At 25.7% G+C, this 24591-nt stretch carries 15 protein-coding genes and 1 tRNA gene; 11 read left to right on the forward strand and 5 right to left on the reverse strand.

Annotation, left to right across the window (positions count from 1 at the left end; all coding sequences use genetic code 11):
- The first annotated feature begins 164 nt into the window (after positions 1 to 164).
- The 9 genes from HL033_RS03965 to HL033_RS04005 all read left to right on the forward strand — a co-directional run bounded on the left by HL033_RS03965 (position 165) and on the right by HL033_RS04005 (position 14484).
- Positions 165 to 1340: a S41 family peptidase gene (locus tag HL033_RS03965; protein WP_218193993.1), complete on the forward strand. Its 1176-nt coding sequence runs from the start codon at positions 165 to 167 to the stop codon at positions 1338 to 1340.
- 192 nt (positions 1341 to 1532) lie between these two features.
- The gene (gene petA, locus HL033_RS03970; RefSeq protein ID WP_218193994.1) at positions 1533 to 2093 is read left to right on the forward strand and encodes a ubiquinol-cytochrome c reductase iron-sulfur subunit; all 561 of its coding nucleotides are present in this window, start codon (positions 1533 to 1535) and stop codon (positions 2091 to 2093) included.
- Positions 2094 to 2107: 14 nt separating this feature from the next.
- The gene (locus HL033_RS03975) at positions 2108 to 3337 is read left to right on the forward strand and encodes a cytochrome b (protein ID WP_218193995.1); all 1230 of its coding nucleotides are present in this window, start codon (positions 2108 to 2110) and stop codon (positions 3335 to 3337) included.
- Positions 3337 to 4089, forward strand: a complete 753-nt coding sequence (locus tag HL033_RS03980) for a cytochrome c1 (RefSeq protein ID WP_218193996.1) — start codon at positions 3337 to 3339, stop codon at positions 4087 to 4089. Before HL033_RS03975 ends, HL033_RS03980 begins: the two co-directional genes overlap by 1 nt.
- A gap of 344 nt (positions 4090 to 4433) precedes the next feature.
- Positions 4434 to 5924 (forward strand): hypothetical protein, encoded by a 1491-nt coding sequence (locus HL033_RS03985; protein ID WP_218193997.1) that lies wholly within the window; start codon positions 4434 to 4436, stop codon positions 5922 to 5924.
- Positions 5925 to 6022: 98 nt separating this feature from the next.
- The gene (locus HL033_RS03990; protein WP_218193998.1) at positions 6023 to 7552 is read left to right on the forward strand and encodes a hypothetical protein; all 1530 of its coding nucleotides are present in this window, start codon (positions 6023 to 6025) and stop codon (positions 7550 to 7552) included.
- Between the two features lie 498 nt (positions 7553 to 8050).
- Complete coding sequence (locus tag HL033_RS03995) at positions 8051 to 9628, forward strand: porin (protein ID WP_218193999.1); 1578 nt, start codon at positions 8051 to 8053, stop codon at positions 9626 to 9628.
- 616 nt (positions 9629 to 10244) lie between these two features.
- Positions 10245 to 11828, forward strand: coding sequence for a hypothetical protein (locus tag HL033_RS04000; protein WP_218194000.1), 1584 nt, complete (start codon positions 10245 to 10247; stop codon positions 11826 to 11828).
- A gap of 931 nt (positions 11829 to 12759) precedes the next feature.
- The gene (locus HL033_RS04005) at positions 12760 to 14484 is read left to right on the forward strand and encodes a porin (protein ID WP_218194001.1); all 1725 of its coding nucleotides are present in this window, start codon (positions 12760 to 12762) and stop codon (positions 14482 to 14484) included.
- On the opposite strand, the gene HL033_RS04580 is transcribed toward HL033_RS04005, so the two are convergent.
- The 4 genes from HL033_RS04580 to HL033_RS04025 all read right to left on the reverse strand — a co-directional run bounded on the left by HL033_RS04580 (position 14481) and on the right by HL033_RS04025 (position 19819).
- Positions 14481 to 14807, reverse strand: coding sequence for an NAD-glutamate dehydrogenase domain-containing protein (locus HL033_RS04580; protein WP_218194528.1), 327 nt, complete (start codon positions 14805 to 14807; stop codon positions 14481 to 14483). The genes HL033_RS04005 and HL033_RS04580 overlap by 4 nt on opposite strands.
- 704 nt (positions 14808 to 15511) lie before the next feature.
- Positions 15512 to 16540: a hypothetical protein gene (locus HL033_RS04015; RefSeq protein WP_218194002.1), complete on the reverse strand. Its 1029-nt coding sequence runs from the start codon at positions 16538 to 16540 to the stop codon at positions 15512 to 15514.
- A 1249-nt stretch (positions 16541 to 17789) separates the two neighbouring features.
- Positions 17790 to 19187: a glutamate--tRNA ligase gene (gene gltX / locus HL033_RS04020; protein WP_218194003.1), complete on the reverse strand. Its 1398-nt coding sequence runs from the start codon at positions 19185 to 19187 to the stop codon at positions 17790 to 17792.
- A 561-nt stretch (positions 19188 to 19748) separates the two neighbouring features.
- Positions 19749 to 19819 (reverse strand) — tRNA-Thr (locus tag HL033_RS04025).
- Between the two features lie 132 nt (positions 19820 to 19951).
- Here HL033_RS04025 and mutM point away from each other — a divergent pair.
- Together mutM and HL033_RS04035 are read left to right on the forward strand one after the other, a co-directional pair.
- The gene (gene mutM / locus HL033_RS04030) at positions 19952 to 20758 is read left to right on the forward strand and encodes a bifunctional DNA-formamidopyrimidine glycosylase/DNA-(apurinic or apyrimidinic site) lyase (RefSeq protein WP_218194004.1); all 807 of its coding nucleotides are present in this window, start codon (positions 19952 to 19954) and stop codon (positions 20756 to 20758) included.
- Between the two features lie 588 nt (positions 20759 to 21346).
- Entirely contained in the window at positions 21347 to 22879 is a 1533-nt protein-coding gene (locus HL033_RS04035; protein ID WP_218194005.1) for an acyl-CoA carboxylase subunit beta, read from the forward strand.
- 593 nt (positions 22880 to 23472) lie between these two features.
- Here the strand turns inward: HL033_RS04035 and prfA are convergent.
- Positions 23473 to 24558, reverse strand: a complete 1086-nt coding sequence (gene prfA, locus HL033_RS04040) for a peptide chain release factor 1 (protein ID WP_218194006.1) — start codon at positions 24556 to 24558, stop codon at positions 23473 to 23475.
- Between the last annotated feature and the right edge of the window lie 33 nt (positions 24559 to 24591).

Genomic DNA, 24591 nt, shown 5'->3' on the forward strand with positions numbered 1-24591 from the left:
AAAATAATAAATTTACAAATAAAAATAGTGTATTTATATATGTGATATGGTTTAGAAGTTAGCGATGTTTCTTAATAATAGAGAATTAATTATTATCTAATGGTTACACTGAAGTATTTTTATTTTTAGTAATGTACTGTGGATTATAGAGGTAAAATATTACTATGATAAAAAAGGCTTTTATTATTTTTATAATATGTTATGTTGCTTGGCAACCTTTAAATGCTATTTCAATAGATTTAGATAATAATGATTTTGATTGTGTATTAATTGATGAAATAGCTTCAAAAATTAAAGAAAAATCAATTAAAAATGTCAATAATAAGGTTTTACTTGAATATGCTATTAATGGTATGTTATCTAATTTAGATCCATATTCTAAGTATTTAAATGCCGAAGAATTTTCTGAAATGCAAATATATACCAGGGGTGAATTTGGAGGTATAGGAATTGAAATAGCTAAAGATGATAATGGAATAAAAGTAGTTTCTGTTCAAGATAATACTCCAGCTTCTTATTTTAATATTAATATTGATGATAATATCATATTGGTTAATGGTGAAGATACTAATCAAATGTCATTACAGGAAGTGATGAAAAAAATTAGAGGACGTATTGGCACTTATGTTAATTTAAGAATTAAAAAAAAACATCATAAAGTAGTTAATGTATCTATTAAAAGGACGTTAATTAAAATACGTTCTGTGACTACAAGTGTTATTAATAATATAGCTTATATAAAAATTTCTTGTTTTGATGAAAATGTTGCAGATACTGTAATACGGTATTGGAATTCTATAGATAAGAATAATATAAAAGGTATACTATTAGATTTACGTAATAATCCTGGTGGACTTTTAAGTCAAGCAATAATAATATGTGATTATTTTTTAAATCAAGGAAAAATTGTGTCAGTTCGCGGACGTGAAGATACTAATGGAAGATGTTATTATGCTCATAGAGGTGGTATTTTTGAAAAATTTCCTGCAGTTGTGTTAATAAATGAAAATTCAGCTTCTGCTTCAGAAATTATTGCTGGAGCTCTACAGGATCATAAAAAAGCAATTATTGTTGGAAAAAGATCATTTGGCAAAGGTTCCGTGCAAACAGTTATTCCTATTAAAGGTGGTGGTGCAATTTGTATAACAAATGCATTATATTACACACCTCTTAATCATGCAATTCAAGGTCATGGTATTATTCCTGATATATATATTAATGATGTGATTAAAAAAAATGTAAGCGTAGTTGATCAAGTTAATGATAGTACAGATTATCAATTAATGCGTGCAATTAACATATTACAGAAAATAATTCTACAAAAAAGGTTTAATAATTAAAGTAATTTTATTACTAATGTTATGTTATGTTATTTTATAAATAAGCTTTAGTAGTTGGTGAATGTTATAGGATTGTGTTTTATTAATAGGTTCATAAAATGTATTTATTTTAAGTAAATTATCTTTTATAATATTTTTTTGAATGTAGGTTGTAGTACATTATAAAGTTAGTAGTTAAAAGGGTTATTGCTGATGAATATAAAGGAATTAAATAATGTTAATAATAAAGAATTAAAAAGAAGAGATTTTTTAGGGTTAACTGCTATTTTTATGTCAATAATGGGGGTGTTTTCATTTATTTATCCTTTTATCAAGTCTTTAGGTCCATCTGCAGAGGTTGTAGCTCAATCTACAATTGAAGTAGATTTATTAGAAATAAAAGAAGGTAAGACAAAAGTTGTTAAATGGCAAGGTAAACCTGTTTTTATACGAAAGCGTAGTAAAGAAGAAATTAAAAAAGCGCAATTAACTAATATTAAAGATTTACGAGATCCGCAAACAGATCAGCAGCGTACTCATGTAGGAAAAGAAGAGTGGTTAATTTTAGTGGGTATTTGTACGCATCTTGGTTGTGTCCCTGTTGAAGTAGAAAGTGAGGAAAAGGGATGGTTTTGTCCTTGTCATGGATCAAAATATGATATATCTGGTAGAATTATTAGTGGCCCTGCTCCTCTTAATTTACCTGTTCCTGATTATTATTTTTCTAGTAATAATACTATTGTTATTGGTAAGAAGAATAATGATGTAGTATAAGAAGGAGTGGCTTGATGTCTAATAACATAAATAGAGATGATGTTAAAGAAGGGAAAGGAATATTAGCATGGATAGAATATAGATTACCAATTATGTCTTTTTTGAAAGGGCTTGCGGAGTATCAAGTCCCTAAAAATCTTAATTATGCATGGAATTTTGGTTCTTTAGCAGGTATAGCATTAATTTTACAGATTATTACAGGAATATTTCTGGCTATGCATTATACACCTCATGTTGATCATGCTTTTGATAGTGTTGAACGTATAATGCGAGATGTGAATTATGGTTGGTTAATACGATATACTCATGCTGTAGGTGCTTCTTTCTTTTTTATAGTTGTATATGTTCATATATTGCGTGGATTATATTATGGATCATACAAAAAGCCTAGAGAATTGGTATGGTTTATAGGTATTTTTATATTTTTTTCAATGATGGCAACTGCATTTATGGGATATGTTTTACCATGGGGGCAGATGGGTTTTTGGGGTGCTACAGTAATTACGAACTTATTTTCTGCAATTCCTTTTATAGGTGAAAAAATAGTTCAGTGGCTTTGGGGTGGTTTTTCTGTGGATAATCCTACGTTGAATAGGTTTTTTGCGTTACATTATTTAATGCCTTTTGTGATTGTAGCTCTTGCAGGGCTTCATGTTATTGCATTGCATAGATTTGGTTCGGGGAATCCTTCTGGTGTTGAGGTAAGATCTAAAAAAGATACAATACCTATTTACCCGTACTTTATTGTAAAGGATGGCATAACTTTTGGAATATTTTTAGTATTGTTATATATATTTATATTTTATGCTCCTAATTATTTAGGTCATCCAGATAATTATATTGAAGCGAATCCTATGGTTACTCCGGCTCACATAGTGCCAGAATGGTATTTTTTACCTTTTTATGCAATGTTACGCTCTATTCCAAATAAGCTTATTGGTGTTATTACAATGTTTAGTTCTATTATAGTATGGTTTTTACTTCCTATATTGGATACCTTTAAGGTAAAAAGTGGTAGTTATCGTCCTGTCTTTAAGGTTTGTTATTGGATATTTGTAGTGAATTTTTGTTTTTTAGCGTGGTTAGGTGGGCAAGAAGTGAAGGAACCATTTATTACATTAAGTAGGTGTTCAACTTTATATTATTTTTCTTATTTTTTTGTTATACTTCCTATATTATCTAAATATGAAAAACATAAAAAATTGCCTGAAACATTAAGTGAATCTGTTCCGGAGATGAAATAATGTTTATAAGGTTATTAGTATTATTTATTGTAGTATTATTGTGTTGGAATACTTATTCCGAAGAGTTTCATGCTGAACGTCCTATTTCACAGACTTGGAAGTTTAATGGTATATTAGGGTCATTTGATAAGCGTTCAATACAACGTGGGTATAAAGTATATAAAGAAGTTTGTGCAGCTTGTCATTCAATGAAAAGAATAGCATTTCGCAATTTGCGAGAAATAGGGTTTTCAGAGGAAGAAATAAAATCGATTGCCAGTTCATATCAGATTAAGGATGGACCAAATGATGCGGGGGAAATGTTTGAAAGACCTGGTGTTCCATCAGATTATTTTCCTTCTCCATTCTCAAATAAAGAAGCTGCAATGGCATCTAATAATGGTGCATACCCTCCAGATTTATCTTTAATTATAAAAGCAAAACATGATGGAGCAAATTATGTATATTCTTTGTTAAATGGGTATAAAAGTACTAATCCTGATATTAATGGATTATATGAAAATATATATTTTGCAACAGGTAAGATATTAATGCCTCCTCCGCTTTTTGATAATGCAGTAAAGTATACTGATGGTACTGAGTCTACAGTTAGTAATATGGCTTATGATGTAGTAAATTTTTTACATTGGGCAGCAGAACCTGAAATGGAAATTAGAAAAAGATTGGGGTTAAAAGTTGTTATATGTTTAATGATTGTAACAGTATTTATAGTATTAATTAATAGGAAGTTATGGAGTAAGCTTTATAAATAGTGTCATGTAGGGCTTTGATTTGCATTATTAATGTAATTTTAAATTATAATGTATTACTTCATTATATGTTGCTCAGCAAATAACGTGTTAATTTTATAAAAGATAGATGTGCATTGTATGGGAGTATTATATGATTTATAATTCTTTATACAATATTTTAACTTTGATGACTAAAAAGTTGTATCATTATTTAAAGTACTATCTTTCAATTAAGTAACTTATTAGCATCACAAAATGTGATAAATAGATTATTTTTTTGTGTAGGTTATTTTGAAGAATTCATAATTGACAATTATCAATTTACAGTATAATACAGCACTAGGAATGTTTACTGCCGGGTGTGTATGAAATTATTTATGTTAGTTTTGATATTATGTAGTGCTTTTTTTGGTAAAGTTTTTGCAGGTTATAATTCATCTAATAAATTAAAAAGTGCTAGGATATTAGATAAAAATTATGGCTATATGAATAATAGTAACTTTTTAATTAGTGGTCAGGTATTACTTTATAATTGGGTTACAAAAGTACACTATGATATTAGTGATGATATTGTTAAAAATTTTAAAACATATTGTGATGTTATCACTAATTTAAAGGTTGAGCAAAGTAGCTCTTCTGGCATTTTATATGGTGCTAATTTTCAAGTATTTATTCCCACAGATAAAAATAGCATTTATGGCAAAGATAAAGCACTAATAAATCAAGGTGGTAATATTTTTTTTATTACACCTTATGGAAAATTTTCTATGGGATATCAACAAGGAGTAGAGTCCTTGATTAATAGAAATAAGTTTTTTGGTGATCATAGTCAAGGTGAGGATGCTACTTTCATGAAGTATAAATCAAGTGACTTTGTTGATATGATGGGTATAGATAGGGCAATTTTTTATCCTATGTTGTATAGTGAAGGCCTTTTTTATATAAATCGTGCTAGGCATGATATGTACGGTAACAATATGGTCCTTAATAATATTAAGGATTTTATTAGTGGATTACCTTTTAGGTTATCTTATTATTCTCCAAATTTGATGGGATTTAAATTCGGACTTAGTTACTCTCCTACAGGATATAATAAAAAAATTTTTCAAGATAAGAAGTTTAATATGGAAAAAGTGAAAGAAGTACAAGGTAATTCCAATATTAAAGCAGATATAAAAGGCTCACATGCTAGCTTTTCATTGAGTGATGATGGTACTGTAGAAGGTTCAATGATCTTTAATGTAAATAATAATGCTAGTATGGTAATAAAAGATGCAAAAGATAAAGTAATTATATCGGAACGTAATGGTGTAACATCATATAAATTTGGTGCTTATTATGATAATATTATAAGTGGCATTGCATCATATAGTTTTATTTTTCAGGATTTGCAATGCGAGTTTATTATTTCAGGTGAATATGCTAAAGGTAGACAATTACAAACATTATTATTTGGTGATTTGTTAGGTATAAGTGTTGCTAATAGTATTAAATTTTTTAATAAATTAAAGTTATATGGGTCATATGGGTATTTAGGTAATTCTGGTCAAGTATATTCTCAGGGACTGTTGTCAAGGAATAAAATTTCTCCTAGTTATTATTGGGTAATAGGATTAGGCTATCAGTATGATTATTTGTATATTAGTGGCTCTTATTTTAAAAGTAGAAAAAATAGTCCAAGTGGTTCCATAATTGATATTATTGATTTTAATTTGGGGGTAGATTATAGATTGAATCAGAATGATAGTAAGGTAAGTTATAGTATATTTAGTTATTATCATCTTATGGTTTATAATAATTTTTCTAGAGATATTAGTAATAATGTTATTTTATCAGGTATAAGATTAACTTTTTAATTATGTTTTAGTGTGAAATTGGTATTGATCATTGTTTTTTATTTTACAGCTATGCATTTTTAATGTGTATTGGGTTGCATATTTTGGTGAGGTTATTTATGAAAGGTATTTTAGTAGCTTTTTTTTTAATACTTTATTATAGTGCTACTTTTGCTGAATATATTGATTGTAATTATAAATTAAAGAATATAAGCAATGGTCAGTATGTTAATTTTTCACAAATGAGAAAAAATATTAAAAGTGATAGGGGCTACCTTAATGTACGTGGTTGGGTATTGTCTTATGCTTTAATAGGTGATTTTAATATTGCAGAAACATATAAGCAACATCTGAATGATTATTGGATGATAAATTATGATACTGTATTAAACTTGGATCTTGTGTCAAGAAAAACTAGTTTTGGTGTTCTAGGTGCAAATTTACAGTTATTAATGCCTATGTATCAAGGTAGAACAGGAAGTGCAGCTTTTATTTATAATAATTATGGAAAATTATCAGTAGGGTATCAAGAAGGTATAGAATCTAATATAAAGGTGGATGCGTTAAGTGTGGCTGTAGGTGATACAAGTAATGTAGTGCAATGTATAAAAAATTTTTTTATCAATGATAAGATTAATATTCCGAATTTGTATTCTGGGTTATATAGTGCAACATTATCTTCTCATAATGAGAGTGGTATTGCTAGGTTTTTAAATACTACTAAGGAGTTTATGTATAATTTACCATTTAGGGTGTCATATAGTTCATTAGCCAATTCTAACTTAGTGTTTGGGTTAAGTTATATGCCATTAGGTTATCAGCATATGCAAAATAATTCTGGATATGGCAATGATATTATGATGAATAATAGCAGCTTCAAATTATCAGGTATAAAAGGTATTAAATTTGACAAGCAGAATGGAAAAGATAGTACACAAAGTAATTATGAGTATATAAAATCACAATCAGTAGCATCAGTCAATATTGCTGAGAAAGTTCCTAAAGGTGATGATGTAAATGTTGTGCAAGTTTCTTCATATTATGACAATATGAATCCTTATACTTTAGTTAATAAATATGTTATCAGTCCTTATAAGCATGTTATTAGTGGTGCTGCATCATATATGTATAATATTGCTAATACTAAAATTGTTACTTCCATTATTGGTGAATATGCAAAATCTGGTAGAATTGATAATAATTTAAAAGATAAGAATGTTATATTAGAGTATTATGATTTGATAGGAGTAGCAGTAGGAGTTAATGTTTTTTATCAAAAGTTTAAGTTAGGTTGTGCTTATGGACATTTAGGAAAATCAGGGATTATAAAGAGTATGGATTTTTTTGAAGACAGAGCTAACAGCTTTTATTGGAATTTTGGTGGTAGCTATAAATATAATGATTTATCTTTAAGTTTTACCTATATATATTCTAATATGTACTCTAACGCATCTGATAGTATCCTTACTGCATATCTTTTGAAAGATTTTACTGTAGGAGTAGAGTATCTTTTATGTAAGAATAATAAAATGGATTGTAAGTTATTTAATAATTATCATATTTTTACTGTATTACAAGATGACATGAGAAGTAATACAATGAATTATAATGGTATTATTATTTTATTAGGAATGAAGCTTGAGTTTTAGGATTGCGTATCTGTTTAGTGTATTAATATTAAATTTTACTATTGAAATGTAGTAATGATTTATTTTTTATATATAGAATGAATTGTGGCTTGTTTTTGCTGTAAAATGTGGTATTTGCAAAATTTTTTTGTTATCTGAATGCCATTATTAAATCTATAGTTTGTATTTAAAAAAAAGTCTTTACTTTTTGTAGTTTTGTTAGTGTAAGCAGATTATCATTAATCAATACAGTGTGTAAAAAAATAAATAAGGATATTTTTTATTATATTAAAGAATCATTATAAATATGGCATATTTTATTATAATGAAAGATGTAAAAATCTTCTTGATTTATATAATATACATTACTAATAACTTTAAAGTTTAGTGATAGATTATTTTATAACTTTATAGTTGTATATTAAATGCTTATAATTTATTATCTACGTAATTATTTTGTAAATGTATGATGAAATATTTAATGAAAAGTCTATTGTTAGTTAGCTGATGAGTTTGATTATGAGAATTTTTATTGTTATTTGTATATTTATTATATTTTTATTTAAAGAAAGTGTTTTTGCAAGACAAAGTAATTACGATGATGCAGTAATAAAGAATAATACTTATATTAATTATCAGAAATTACGTAAGGTACATAAAGGTAGCAAAATTAGCATCTATGGTAGTACTTTATCGTATGTTTGGATTACAGATAAATTATTGCGTGATAAATACGAAGATAATGATGTTTATGAGCTGTACAATTATAATTCAGATGCTAATTCAGATAATTGGGGGGTAAATAATGATGCTTTATTAAGTGTTAATATTATGTCACAAGAAAGTAATGGGTTTTTATATGGAGCAAGGTTTCAATTATTGATGCCTGCGATTCAAGGTAGAATTTCTCTTAAGAAGATATCTAATAGGGGAGTTATAGGATTTATAAATTTTCCTTATGGTAATTTGTCATTAGGATATCAAGAAGGTGTGGAATCTGAAATGAAAGCAGATGCATTTAGTATAGCTGCAGGAGATCAAGGAATAGAATGGTCAAGGTATGTAAGTGATTTTTTTGTTAAGAAAGATAATACTGGTGTTCCTGTATTAAATAATATTCCTTGTTATTGGTCTTCTGGATTATATAGTGAAAATTTATATCGTAGTAATGGTAATTTTGTTATAAGAGATAATATGCTTGATAATAAGGATTTTATTAATAATTTACCATTTAGGATTTCTTATAAATCTGCAGATATTTTTGGGATTAATGTTGGTATTAGTTATTCGCCGTTAGGGTATAAAGATAGCCTTTTATCAAATGATAGTTTACAGATTATTCAAATTTATGATAATCTTAATGTTCGGGTTGGTGAGCTTAAGGGCATTCCTGTAACTATTGTTGTTAAAAATGATAGTTATAATGACAATACTGCTGAAAAAAAGCTTACATTTACTAATGCTATGGTAAATATAAAAGATATACCCATTAGTTATAATACACGAAATGTTATTCACAAAATAATTAGTGAATCAATGAATTCTTATAAAAATATTATTAGCGGTGCTGTTACTTATAATTATAAGGTTAATGATATCAAGTTTATTGGTTCATTAGTTGGTGAATATGCTAAATCTGATAATTCAAAAAAAATAATTCTTAATGATTTAATAGGAGTGGCATTAGGGACGAATATTGAGTATAATAGGTTAAAATTTGGTGCTGCTTATGGCTATTTAGGTAAATCTGGTAGTATTAGTTATGTTGACAATGATGAAGGTAGGAGGTTTTATAATTCTTCTTCTTCTTACTATTGGGATATAGGTGTAAATTATAGATATAATGGCTTATCAATAAGTTTGATATATTTTGATTCATCATATGGATGTTATGCTGATGATGTTGATGGTAAAAAAAATAGAAATTTTTTAAAAGATTTTAGCATAGGGCTTGATTATGATCTATATAGCAATAATACAACACGTTGTAAATTATTTGCTAATTATCATTATTTTACTATAAGTCAAGAGCTTTCTAAATTAAAGTCTGCCGTTCATGGTGGTGTTTTACTATCAGGTATGAGAGTTGAATTTTAATATGAGATGAATTATGCTTAATTGGTTTCTGTGTGGCTAGTGTATCATTATATTATTGTTAGGTATATTTCTTTATTTTATATCTTTTTTAGATTAATGTTCTTATAAGGAGATAATTGTTTTTAATGTTACTTCTTAATATTTAGTTAGTTCTTTGAATTTACGATAATATTTTTAATGTGATTATTTTGTAAAAAGTTTGGTTGTAGAATAGGTTATTCTTACATACAAAATTTTGGTGGGTCAATTTTTGTATTAAAGGAGGCCATATTATTCATATATGTTATGTCTAGCAAGATTCATATAGGAAAGGCTTTGTTATAAACATAGGGTGAAAAAAAATGCCTTATCTATACTTATCATAATATATATCATTAAAATAACTTGATTGATACTTAATAAATTAGATATTTTTATATTTTTTCTTAATAAAAGGATTATTTTTTTGAATATACACTTTTAGTTGTATGTTTGAGATTAAAATACGCTTTTTACTTTATATCAGATTTTTTTTCTATATTTACAAAATTTATTATTTACATAGATTGTTATATCCGTATATTATACTTATAATATACTTTTAAAGTATATTTTTGTGTGGTATCTTAGGTATGTTATGAAAAATCTTTTAAAAGTTTCTGCGTGTGTGTATACATTTTTTTTAATGTATGAATGTGCTCTTGCTAAATATAATGAAAATATTATAGATCATAATGATAATAGCAATGAATATATCAAGTATAAAACATTAAAGAATATTTCTCATGATAATATAGGGTATATTATTAATGGAAAATTGACGTCTTATAATTGGTTTATAAAAGATAAATTTAATAATATTTTATATGAATATAATTTTGACAGTAATTTAGGCAATGGAGGATTAGATACTCATGGGATATTTGAACTAAATTTAAAAAATAATGATTCTAATGCTATTTATGGCATAAAGTTTCAGATGTTAGTGCCTATGATTAAAGGTAGGATTGTGGCTTTTGCTAATACTCCTTATGGTAATATATCATTGGGATATCAAGAAGGTGTAGAGTCTGAAATGAAGATAGATGCTTTTAGTGTTGCGGCAGGAGATACAAGTAGTGAATGGACAAAGTATATAAGGAGTTTTTTGCCTATTCATGATGAAGTTAATAATATTCCTTTTTATCGATCATCAGGATTATATAGCGAACATCTATTTCGTAATCATAATAACCATTTTTCAATTAATTTAACATTAAGAGATAATAATTTTATTGATAATTTACCATTTAGGATTTCTTATAAATCTTTAAATTTTAATGGATTTGCATTTGGAGTAAGCTATTCTCCAGAAGGTAATAAAAAGAGTATAATGCAGAATAGTAATATAAATGTTATTAATATTGTAAGGTTAGACTATGATATGAATCAGTTTGTAGATAGTGCTTTATCTCCTATATATAGGGACATTGTGAGTCCTTATACTAATATTATTAGTGGAGCTATGTCTTATAATGGTCAAATAAATGACTTGCAATTTAATGCTTCAATAGTCGGTGAATATGCAAAGCCTATGACTATTGATAATTTAAAATCTGTATCTAATGAATATATAAATAGTCTAGTTAACGGATATATGAATCTACACTTACATAGCTATGATTATTATCTTAACTATGACCGTCTTTATAAACATTTGACCGAGTATGTTGATATACATATGGATATGAAATATCATACGTTGCATAATTTAGCAGGAGTAGCTCTAGGAGCAAGTGCTCAATATAAAAATCTAAAATTAGGGGGTGCTTATGGTTATTTGGGTCAATCTGGTGTAATAAATTATGAGAATATTGATTTAAAAGAGTATTTTGATGGAGATATTTCTTTCCCGAAACAGCATTCTTATTATTGGAATATAGGTGCAAGTTATAAATATAATAACTTATTATTAAGTGTTACTTATTTTAAATCTTTTGTTTATAGTTATTATATAAAAAATATGAACGCTATATTAAGTAGTGAAAGTTCCTTAAATGATCTTGGTATAGGCATTGATTATACTTTTTATAATATGGATAGAGTAAATTATAAAATCTTTGCTAATTATCATTATTTTAATACAATGCAATATTATGTTATAAATACTAATAATATTGATAACGGGATAAAAGATAATCAAGGTAGTATTGTATTATCAGGTATTAAAATTGAGTTTTAAATTAGATACATTTTAGATATAAAGTATATTGAGTAATAAAGGTAGCACATGGATAATTATATTACTTGGGAATATAACTTTTTGTGATTAGTTTATATTAAATGATGGAATTGTAAATAATACTAGTTTGTTAGGATATAAATGGGATTTATTTCACTAAAAGTGGAGTTAATTATATGTATAGGTTAGTAATACATAGTTACTAAATTTATTAAGGTAAGTAAAAAAGATTAGTATTTAATGACAGTGTTATAATGTAAGTATGAATGTTTTATATTTATAATGGCTTAAGAGTATATGATTATTTTTAGGTGAATGGTGTCCATTTTATAAAACAGAGAATTTAATTTGTTAGTTAATGGGGATTGTATTAGTATTTCTTTATACTGTTGTAAGTATTAATGGATGCAAATATATGTTTATTATATATATAAAGTACATAATAATGTTTATTTACAATAAAGATACTTACTTCTTAAGAAGTCTACATATATTGCGTAGTACATTTTTAATGTATACACATGTAATGCATATATTATTCATTGAAAAAATGATATTAAATTCATTGTATCTGTTTGTGAGTAAAAAGTATTTTTAACTATTAATGTAGCTAATTACATATAACCTTAAGTACATTGAATAGCTAAATTATGTTCTTTTTGTTAATAATGCTATGTTAAGTGTTGATAATAAGTAACATTTGTATGTATTGCTAACAAATATGATCATTTCTTATGAATCACATATTAAAATATGTATGTTATAAGAGTTTATTTTTATTAAATATATCGGTATTTTACTAAAATATAACATATATCCATATTTTTTCCATTATTTCCTCCAAAATAATTATTTCATACATTGACATATCATATTATTTATGATTAAACATAGATGTTAATTTTAGTATATACAATTCTTAGGTAAATGCATGAAAAAACTTTCTTTATCTACTGCTTTAGTATCTTTATTAATGATATTTAATACTAAAGAGGTGTTTGCTTATTCTTGTAAACAAGAATATAAGAAAGGTTTAGTGTGTAACAAAAAAATAAACAATAATAGGCATCCATTATTTAAAATAGGAGGGGATCTGTTATCTTATGGATGGGCTACTCAGAAAGAAGGTAATATAAAATTACCTTTATTAAATTATTCTCGTGGATATGGTATTGCATTGGATGGTATATTTAGTATAACAGCAGAAGATCAAAATGATAATTTAGGAATTTCTTATGGTGTTAATATAGAATTTGAGACTCCTTACATTAAAAAAAGTGATTTTACTGCTTCAACTTCAGTAAATAACAGAGGAACAAAATTATTTATAAATACTGCTTATGGTAATTTTACCTTTGGATATCAAAAAGGTGTTGACTCTATTATGAAAATAGATGCTTTTAGCATTAGTGCAGGAGATAATAGCAATTCTTGGATGAAATATGTTAATTTAAGGAATGAATTTATTGCGGGTTATAATTTTAGCAATACGAATATTGGTAATTATATGAATAATGCTTTTTATTTACCTACAGGATTATATACAGAAGGGTTATTTGATGGTGTGAACAGGTTTTCACATAACTATCATAAATATAGAATTTATGATACATTAATAAATTCTTTACCATTAAGATTATCATATGTATCTCCAAATGTTTTTGGAATGAATTTTGGAATAAGTTATTCACCTCTTGGATATGATGATTCTTCTATTATAAAAGCTAATCTTAATAATGAGAATGTATTCCGACGTAACAAACTATTTAATGCTATAAATAAAATTAAAGATAGTAGTATTGATCAAATAATATCAAATGCTATACATTGGGAAGATATGATATCAACAAATTTTCAACTCTCTAATATAATACAAGAGATGGAAAACGCTTATGATTATAAGTACAGTGAGAGTAAATACATTGATGTAAGTACAATTTTAGAAGTTTTAAGAAAATTATATGCACGAAAAAAAGAATTCCTAGAAAAAAATGGTGATTACACAGAAGATGATATAACTTTACAAAAATTAATAGTAGATATTATAGATAACATTGAATACTTTAATAAAGATCATCGCGGTATTATTATTCCAGTATATGATAATATTATTAATTTAGGATTAACTTATCAATTTAATGTAGGTGATGTAAATATAAAAGCATCTATCACAAGTGAATATGCACATTTTAAAAATATACCAGAAAAAGATATTGAATTCGTAAAAATGAACAATATAAAAAATATTGCTATTGGTGCAATTGCTAGTTATCAAACAGCTAAAATTGCTGCTTCTTATGGTTATTTAGGAGATATTGATAGTATTATTGGTCAGTATACATATGACGAACTATTACAAAAATTTTTATATACTAATGATAGTATTGATTTAGGTTATTCATATTTTTGGACTATAGGAGCTAGTTATGATTATGAAAATATTAGTGTAAGTGCATCTTATCACAATAGCATTTATGGTGGAAAAAATAGACTACATGATATTGGTACTGGAATTGAATATAATTTTTCTTCAAATTTATCAAAATTTAAATATAAAATTTTTGCAAATTATCATCGTTTTATGACATATCAGACGTTACAAGATGACCATAAAAAGGGATCAATTTTATTAATAGGGATTAAGTGTCAGTTTTAGTAATGCAGGAAAGAATATCTATGTTTAGTTACAAGATATTCTTTCAATTTTTCCCGTATTATAGCTTCATGTTCTTTGCGTAATGTATTTAAATTTGGATCAAATCTTATTTCAAATAATCTAATAAATAGATATATTATATCTGGATATTTTATAAGAATTTTGCGTATATATGATTGACTATAACTAAATGAAATTTGTTTTAAATATTTACTTAATAACCTTATAAGTAGTACTTCTTTCCAATTTAAATTTGCTGAAATTACTAAGTTGTTAAAGAGGTCATTTTCTATCTCTTTAGAAAAAATCTTTTTCAGTGTAATTTAAAGATGAATAATTATAAGTTGTGAATATTGTATACAAGATATTGCTAATAGCATTAAATAATTTTTCTTATTAAAGGAAATTTTTTTAGCTACTTTTATTTATGAAAACATAATTTGCTATATTTATAATGTATGATTTTATAGCTGAATTTAAGTGTTATTTGATTTTAATAATCTTTTAAGCTATAACTAATTGTAATAATGTGTGCATATTATTACTTTTGTAGAGTAAAAGGAAACATAAGAGTCATATAAATAGTTAGCCATAATAATTACGGGTACACGGTTTATAAAATTAGTGATTGATGAATATAAGCATTATAACAATTTAGAAACAAATTTTAATAGTATGTGTGTATCAGAATCTGAATGGTTATAATAAAAACATAGTGCAATCTTTAATAAATTAACTAGATATAGATTATTTAGGTATTGCTAATAAAAAAGAGGATACTGAAGCTATAATATTATAAACCTATTGCTGTAATATTAATCTGGAACATCTTTTTGCTTATATACTTTAACTTTCTAAAGATTTTTTTTAAGATTATTGTATCTTGTGTAAAGAGATAAGGAAGGTTTATGATTTATTTATGTAATTATAAGTAAATAAAATTGTTTATTTTATGTTTACATAAAAATTTAAACATATTGTAAATTGTATAATATATAGCAATGCTAGATTTGTATTTTCAGGATGCTTATTTGGGGATTATTTGCGATTTTGTGTTTACATGAAGATTTAAATGTGTTGTGAATTTTTTCACATTATTACTTCTTTCTGTAATATAGATATAGTCTTTATTATTAAGTTCAGTAATCCATGTAAAATCTCTTGTTATAGTAAAAGCACCATGTGCACAAAGTTTCTGTGTAATTACTTCATTGTTATTTTTATCTTTGTATATAGATTCTATACTTTTTCTATTCTCTTTTGTTTTAAGAATATTTATAATTTTATTACATAAGCTTTCATTAGATTCTTGTAGTTGTGCTATTACTTGATTGCAATGTTGTAATTTGTTACATGTGAACACAGGTATTGATATGAAAGCTGTCCACACTAATGATACTGCCATGTTTATTTCTGTGAATGTTTGATAATTGGGAAGCTTTTGTATTACGTGATAGTAAATATGATTTACAGCATTATATGCTGCTAAAATGTTAGGATTATTTTTTACTGTAGATGCAATAACAGAAATGTCAAGCCATTCATCATTGTAATAACCAGGATCATATCTACCTAATACAAATCCAATATCGTTATTTACAATGATATTTCCAATTTTTTCGCTTTTAGGCAAGATATCAAAATCAAAGTAAAGTGCTGGACTATCTTCCATTAGCATAATTAGGCGTGATATATCTGTTTTCCATGTCAAAATAATTTCCTTATTGTAAAGGTAAGTTATATCATATTTGTGCGAAAATTTTTTAATAAAATCTATAACTTCTATATTATCTTTGCCACCTTTATTAGGATCAGAAAGATCATGCAAAAGTGATATTTGTTCTGCACTTAATCCTATTGATATGTAATAAAATTTGATTTTTCTTTGTGGTTCTTTTGTTGCCCAATTTAATAATCTTTGTTTATAGGGGTAATTTTTATTATTTGGTAATGGCAATTGATTAGCGTATAATTTTGATGGGTTTTTTACCATCCAAAACATCAATATAGGGGCACATTCCGATAAAAGATTTTCTGTGTTATTAGATAATGGCATATACACTTTATATTAATGAATTTACTTAAATTATATAGAATAATAATTAATTTTTTATATATTAAATGGTATGTTATATCATAGAATAAATATAAGAATATACGATGAAATAACTTTATGATTTTTTATTGTAAAGATTTGCTTAAATTACACAAAATCTCCTTAAGTAATACTATAGCAAATTAGGTACACAGGTATAGTTTTAAACAATATAAAGGAATGTAATTAAATTCGTAAAAAATTCTAATGACTATCTAGTACAAATTTTAAAGTGTATTTAATGTACAGAATAAAAAAAACAACAACGTTTTATAAATAAAAAATTTTTAAATGTTTATAGAATAACTTAGAGAAATAAAATTGATTATAGTGTTAATATTTTTTAAACACTAAAACATAAATACATGCTAACATGTTTTTTATCTATTTTTATAGTCATTTTATTTAGTACATATGAAGTATATATATATATTACCTATATCAACAGCAATCTTATTATTCATTAATAAATGATTTGATACTACACTTAGTTACGTTATTTAATAAATAACTTTATTAAATCCTCTAATTAATGGTTATAAACTAAATTTTTTACAAAAACCTTTGCACTATAAATAATTACTACTAATCCAAATTATAATTAATATGATATTACTATAATACAATTGTGTGTTTTATAAATTATTTCTGTAATAAATTATATATTACGTAACATTTCCTTATATAAAATTTTTGTTCTATTATGTCAATGTTCACAAATTTGTAGAGATTATAATCTTAATGTTTGAAGCATAACTAAATGATGTATAAGATTTTAATATTGTATTGATATTAAGTATGTAAAATCAATAATTAGCATTATTGTGTAAGTATATAATTAATTGCAAAACACTGTAATATGAAACATTATGTCATTTTTGTGTGAGTTGATACGTTAAATATTTATGTATATTTTTTTTAACCAATCAGTACTGTATATTATATAACAAAAATAATTAAAAAGTAAATAATTATAAGTTTTATATCAGTCAATATCTTTTTATATTGTTTTATCGCTAATAATTAACGCTATCATTTATAAATATAATAAATGTATTAAGTTATTTATAGTAGGTTATTGCTTTTATAAATTGTATTAAACCTATATGTGATATAGCATCTACTTTTTATATTGAGATAATTTAGTTTTTTTAAATAAGGTGTTCTTATGGTTTTATGTAGAAAGTAAGATTAAAGAAAGTGTTTTTTATTATGGCAATATAAAGTATTTTATTCTTTTTATGCATTCATTTTTTTGAAGAATTATCATTATATCAATAATACTAGGGGCGCTCATTTTACCAGTGATTGTTGCGCGTAATATGTGATAAATATCTTTTAACGCAATATTTTCTGTTTGTGATAATTCTTTCATTGTTATTAGTAAATAATCTTTTTGCCAATTATTAATTTTTAATAAATACTGGGTTAATAAGGGTAGAATTTTTATATTTGAATGAATAATGATTTGTGCTTCTTGATTTATGGTAATAGGTAAATCCTCTATATAAAAGAGCGAGTCTTCAACTAAGCTTATTAGGTCTTTTGCTCTTTTTTTAAGCTCAGTTAATCCTTGCAGTAAGTAATTTTGCTTTTCTAAGGATAGAGTTAATTTAAATTTACTTTCTATAATTGGAATAAGTATTTTTAATATTTTTTCATTATGTGTAATGCTGATATAATGATTATTGAGGAATAGTAATTTTTTACTATCTAGTCGTGATGGAGATAATCCTATATTTTGTATAGAAAACCATTTGATTGCTTGTTCAATACTAATAATTTCATCATTGCCATGACTCCATCCCATTTTTAAAAGATAATTGCATATTGCTTCTGGTAATATTCCTAATTTTTTATATTCATTAATACCTAATGATTGTTTTCTTTTTGAAAGCTTATTACCATTTTCATCATGTATGAGTGGAATGTGGGAAAATTGAGGAATATCCCATTTCAATGCGTTATATATCAATAGTTGTCTTGATGTATTAGTAATATGGTCAGCTCCTCTTATAACGTTAGTAATTTTCATATCATGATCATCTACTACTGCTGCTAGAAGGTAAGTTGGAGTATTGTTAGATCTTAGAATAATCATATCATCCATTTGTTCATTATTAACTGTTATAGATCCATATACTCCATCAATAAAATTTGTTGTTCCATGAATGGGGCTTTTTAAGCGAATCACTTTTTTTATTTTTTGGTTATGTGTTGTATTTTCTCTCCAAGGACAATTATGTTTATAATGTAGGCCTTGCTGTATATATTGTGTTTTCTGTTGCATTATTTCATCTTCTGAACAGTAACAATAATATGCTTGATTTAATGATATTAAATGATGTGCTACATCAATATATCTACTTATATTTTGTGATTGGAATATAATATTTCCATCATGCCGGATATTAAGCCATAGTAAGTCATCTAATATTGATTGTACTATAGATTGTGATGATCTTTTAGTATCTGTATCTTCAATTCTCAATAAGAAACTTCCATTATAATGCTTAGCGAATAACCAATTAAAAAGAGCAGTACGTGCTCCTCCTAAATGTAAATATCCAGTAGGGGAGGGAGCAAATCTGGTAATCACTGTATTCATGGTGTTTTGTGGTTAAGATATATAATAGGTATTATAACATTGAAGTGCCTAATTTTAAGCTTATTTTTATAAGCTAACTTAACAGTTGATATTATTTGGTAATAAAGAAGATATAATGTTATATTAAAAAATTTACAATATTAAAGTTGATTGGTATAACAAAAATCTTCTGGTTTAATAGCAGCTTTATTTTTTGTAAATTATTATAGTAACAAGATATTTAGATATAATTATCCTCTATCATCACTTAGCTTATTCTCTTCCTTCCTTGCATCCCTATCTATCTCTCCTTCACTATATATAAGATCCCTTAATCCTTTGTATTAGTAAAAGGATTATATTATATAGTAATAATAATTAATTTATAAATATAAGATGTTCTTCGCTTTAAACGAATATTAAAATTATAATATAAAGGATTTTTTATGTAATTAGATTTGTTATTGTATATAATAACATTACAAAACTAAAAGGTTACATAGTTAAAAAAATGTAAACTATCAGAATGTTATATTAATTAAACTTGATTTTGTATAAATATATTATATATATTATATTTCATGCCGTTACCAAGAATTGAACTTGGGTCGTGTCATTACCAATGACATGTTCTACCTCTGAACTATAACGGCAGCGTTTATAATTGTAGTTTTTTGCTATGAGTAAGTCAAAAAAAATAAAAACAAATGATAAAAAGAAAATTTTATCAGCTGCATTAAAATCAAATATTTTGCGTCGTAAAAATCAAAAGCGTAATATGAAGAATGCCTGAATTACCTGAAATTGAGGTTATAACTCAATTTTTTTGTGGTAAAATTTTGGGTAAAAGTGTGTTTGATGTTATTATTAATAGAACGGATTTGCGTTTACCTATAGAAAAAAATTTTAGAGATTTAGTTATTAATCAGAAAATTTTGAATGTTTACAGAAAGGCTAAATATATAATTATTTTGTTAAGTAATAATTTGCGAATAATAATTCATTTAGGTATGAGTGGAAAATTATTATACGCTGAAAATTATAAATTTACTCAACATGATCATGTTATATTTGTTCTTAATGATAAATCTTATGTTATTTTTAATGATGCACGTAGATTTGGATTAGTAGTAATTTTTGATAATATACAATATAAACGCTTTTGTAAAAAATTTGGTTTAGAACCATTAATTAGAGAATTTAATACAAGCTATTTAATAAATAACTTAACTAAATGTAGTATTAAATCTTTATTAATGAATAATAAGATTGTTGTTGGTATAGGTAATATATATGCTTCGGAAATTCTATTTAAAGCACATGTTTTACCTTATAGGGTTGCAAATACTCTTTCTTTTAATGAATGTGTTCACATTGTACAAAATATTAAGATTGTGCTAGATTATGCTATAAAAGCTGGAGGTTCAACAATTAAAGACTATACTTCACCTTTAGGGTTAATAGGACATTTTCAAAAGAAATTTATGGTTTATGGAAGAGAAGGAAAATTGTGTTATTTATGTAAGTCCTCTATCTTAAAAATAAATCAGAATGGTAGAAGTACTTTTTTTTGCTCAAAATGTCAATCTTAGATTATTATATAATAGTATAGTTATTCTATAATGTTACAAATTTGTAATTTATAAAGCAATAGACTATATTTGTATTTAATATAAAAAATATTAAATTATGATATATAAATGTATTCAATTATAAATTGAGTATATTTGTTTATAAGACAACACCTTAAGATTATTTTTGATGTTTTATATGGTGACTACATTACTACATTAGTTTATGGTTTATAAACTAATTTATAGTTGAATACAGTATTGTAGTGAGATTTACTCATTATACTTGTTTTTATTTGTATAAACGAGTTAAAGATCCAGTAATTTATTAGAAACTTGTAATTATATAAATAGTTGATATGTTTAGTATTATTTTGATATTAAATCATTAATAGAAATATTTCCATTTTGAATATAAAACATTCCTGTGGCATTGTAGCATTGCTACTTTGAATAGTACTTCCTGTATGATATAAGTTGCTATCTTGTATAATAGTACTTATTTAAGTTAAAGTGATAGTTAAATTTATTAAATAATAGTTTATTTACTGTATTAAAATATGTTAATATGAATTTTAATTATAATATAATTAAAATTTAAAATTACTAATGAATATTACATTATTACAAGAATTAGAAAATAAAAAGCGAAGCCTTGATAATGGTGGCGGGGAATCTAAGATTGCAAAGCAACATAGTAAAGGTAAATTAACTGCAAGAGAAAGATTAGAAATATTACTAGATAAAGATTCATTTCAGGAATATGGGGTTTTTGTTGAGCATAGATCTATTAATTTTGGAATGAATAGCACTAAAACTTTTGGAGATGGAGTAGTTGTAGGTTGTGGTAAAATATATGGTAGAACAGTATGCGTTTATGCTCAAGATTTTACTGTATTTGGAGGTTCATTAAGTGAAGCAAATGCCAAAAAGATTTGCTATATAATGGATATTGCAGCAAGGATAAAAGTACCGGTTATTGGAATTAATGATTCAGGTGGTGCACGTATACAGGAGGGTGTTGATTCCTTATCAGGGTATGGGGAAATTTTTCAACGTAATGTTAATATGTCTGGGGTAGTGCCTCAGATATCATTAGTTATGGGACCATGTGCAGGAGGAGCAGTATATTCTCCAGCATTAACAGATTTTGTATTTATGATACAAAATAGTTCTTATATGTTTGTTACTGGTCCTGATGTTATAAAAAAAGTAATGTATGAAGAAATAACACAAGAAGATTTGGGAGGAGCAGAAGTTCATACTTGTAAAACTGGTGTTGCAGATTTTGCTTTTGAAAATGAAATTGATGCACTATTACAAATAAGAAAATTTATATCATTTATACCTTCACATAATAAAGATGTTCCAAAATTTATTTCAACTACTGATTCTGTGTTTAGAGAAGATAACTCTTTGAATTCTTTAATTCCTAAAGAAAGCAATGTTTCATATGATATGTATGAATTAGTAAACAAAATATGTGATGAAGGTGTATTTTTTGAAATAAAACCTGATTTTGCAAAAAATATTATTGTAGGATTTGGTAGAATAGGTGGAAATGTTATTGGTATCGTTGCAAATCAACCTAAGCATCTTGCAGGGTGTTTAGATATTAATTCCTCAAGAAAAGCTGCAAGATTTATACGTTTTTGTGATGCTTTTAATATACCAATAGTTACATTTATTGATGTTCCTGGATTTATGCCAGGATCTCATCAAGAGTATTCTGGAATTATTGTACATGGTGCAAAATTATTGTATGCATATGCAGAAGCTACGGTACCAAAAATTAGTGTAGTAGTACGTAAGGCATATGGAGGAGCATATATAGTTATGAGTTCAAGGCATTTATGTGGTGATGTAAATTATTCTTGGCCTAGTGCTGAAATTGCAGTTATGGGTTCTGAAGGGGCTGTTGAGATAATATTTCGCTCTGAAAATGATAAAGATAAAATTAATAAGTTAGTAGAAGAATATCGTGATAAAGTTGTTAATCCTTATGTTGCAGCTTCTCGAGGGTTTATAGATGATATTATTATGCCATCAAAAACAAGAAGATATTTATATAATGCATTAGAGTTGTTAAAAAATAAAAAAGTTGATAAAGTTTTTCGCAAGCATGATAATTTACCATTATGATTATTTTAATCATATTTGTATAAATGAGCGATAAAGATTACTTATTTTGTTGACAAGTAGGGTTTATTAGTAAAGGGATTTCTTGTATTGATGTTGGTAATAAAAATATTTTTGATAAATTGTATTATATTTTGTATTTAAAAAGAGAACAATTTTTATAATAATAAGTATTATATGGTTTTTACTATAAATAGTAGTTTACAAGCATTTTTCTTGGCATATATTATGTAATTGTATTAATTTGTCTAGTATTGATCGTAGAGCTTAAATTTATAATACGTCATTCTCAAGATAGAGTGGTGTTTTCAAAATTAGGGTGATAATAAGCAAAATATGTACATAATCTCAATTGACTTTTAATATGTGATTTTAATCATGTGAGATATTTTTTTAAAAACGTGTACTGCAAATTATTACTAAGTGATAATACGTCATTTTCAAGATAAAGTGTATTTGAAAATAATATAAGTTGCTTTACTATGTGTATTTGCATTCATTTTTATGAAATTGATATCACTGTATATTTAATTTTATGGTAATAAAGAAGATTTTTTTATTACATGAATTTAGTTTATGATTACTATATAAAAGTATTAATTAGAATTATAGCATTCTTTCAATCTTCGAGCCTCATCTTCAGTAATTAAAGCATCAATAAATTCATCAAGATCTCCTTCTTTGATTATATAATCAAGTTTATATAAAGTTAAATTTATTCTATGATCTGTTACTCTAGATTGAGGAAAATTATATGTTCTAATACGCTCAGATCTGTCTCCAGAACCTATTTGATTTTTACGCATTTCTGATACTTCATTGGTTATTTTTTGTTTTTCAATATCGTATAATCTTGCTCTTAAAACCTTTAAAGCCTTGCTTTTATTTTTATGTTGGGATTTTTCATCTTGTTGAATTACAACAATTCCTGTAGGTATATGAGTAATTCTTACAGCGCTATCTGTTGTATTAACTGATTGACCTCCAGGTCCGCTAGATCTATATACATCAATTCTTAAATCTTTTTCGTCAATTTTTAAATCAATATCCTCAACTTCTGGTAATACTGCAACTGTGGCTGCTGAAGTATGTAATCTTCCTGAAGATTCAGTTTCCGGAACTCTTTGTACTCTATGAACTCCTGATTCAAATTTTAATCTAGCAAATACATTATTACCACTAATGCATAAGGATACTTCCTTGTATCCTCCTATTCCAGTGGTTGATATGTTCATATGTTCAATTTTCCAATTTTTTTTTTCTGCATATTTTGTATACATACGGTATAAATTACAAACAAATAATGCAGCTTCTTCTCCACCTGTGCCTGCTCTAATCTCTAATATTGCATTACGAGAATCATCTTTATCTTTTGGTAATAATGACAATGTTAATTTATGCTTTAATTTAGGTAACTGTTTCTGTTTATTTTGAGACTCTTCTTTTGCAAGAACACGAAGCTCATAATCATTATCTGGATTATTTATTAATTCTTCTAGTTCTGAAATTTCTTTCTTTAAAGCATTATATTGATCTAAAACTTCAATTATAGATAATAAATCTGAATATTCTTTTGATGCATTAACAAATTCTTGAACATTCAAGTTGCTAGGATTAGCTAATTTATCTTTTAGCATATGGAACTTTTTTGATAATTCTTCTAGGTTATGTTCAAAATTCATAGCTTTATAGATTGAAAATAGTTATTATGTTAC

The organism is Neoehrlichia mikurensis, assembly GCF_019186785.1.
GTDB lineage: Bacteria > Pseudomonadota > Alphaproteobacteria > Rickettsiales > Anaplasmataceae > Neoehrlichia > Neoehrlichia mikurensis.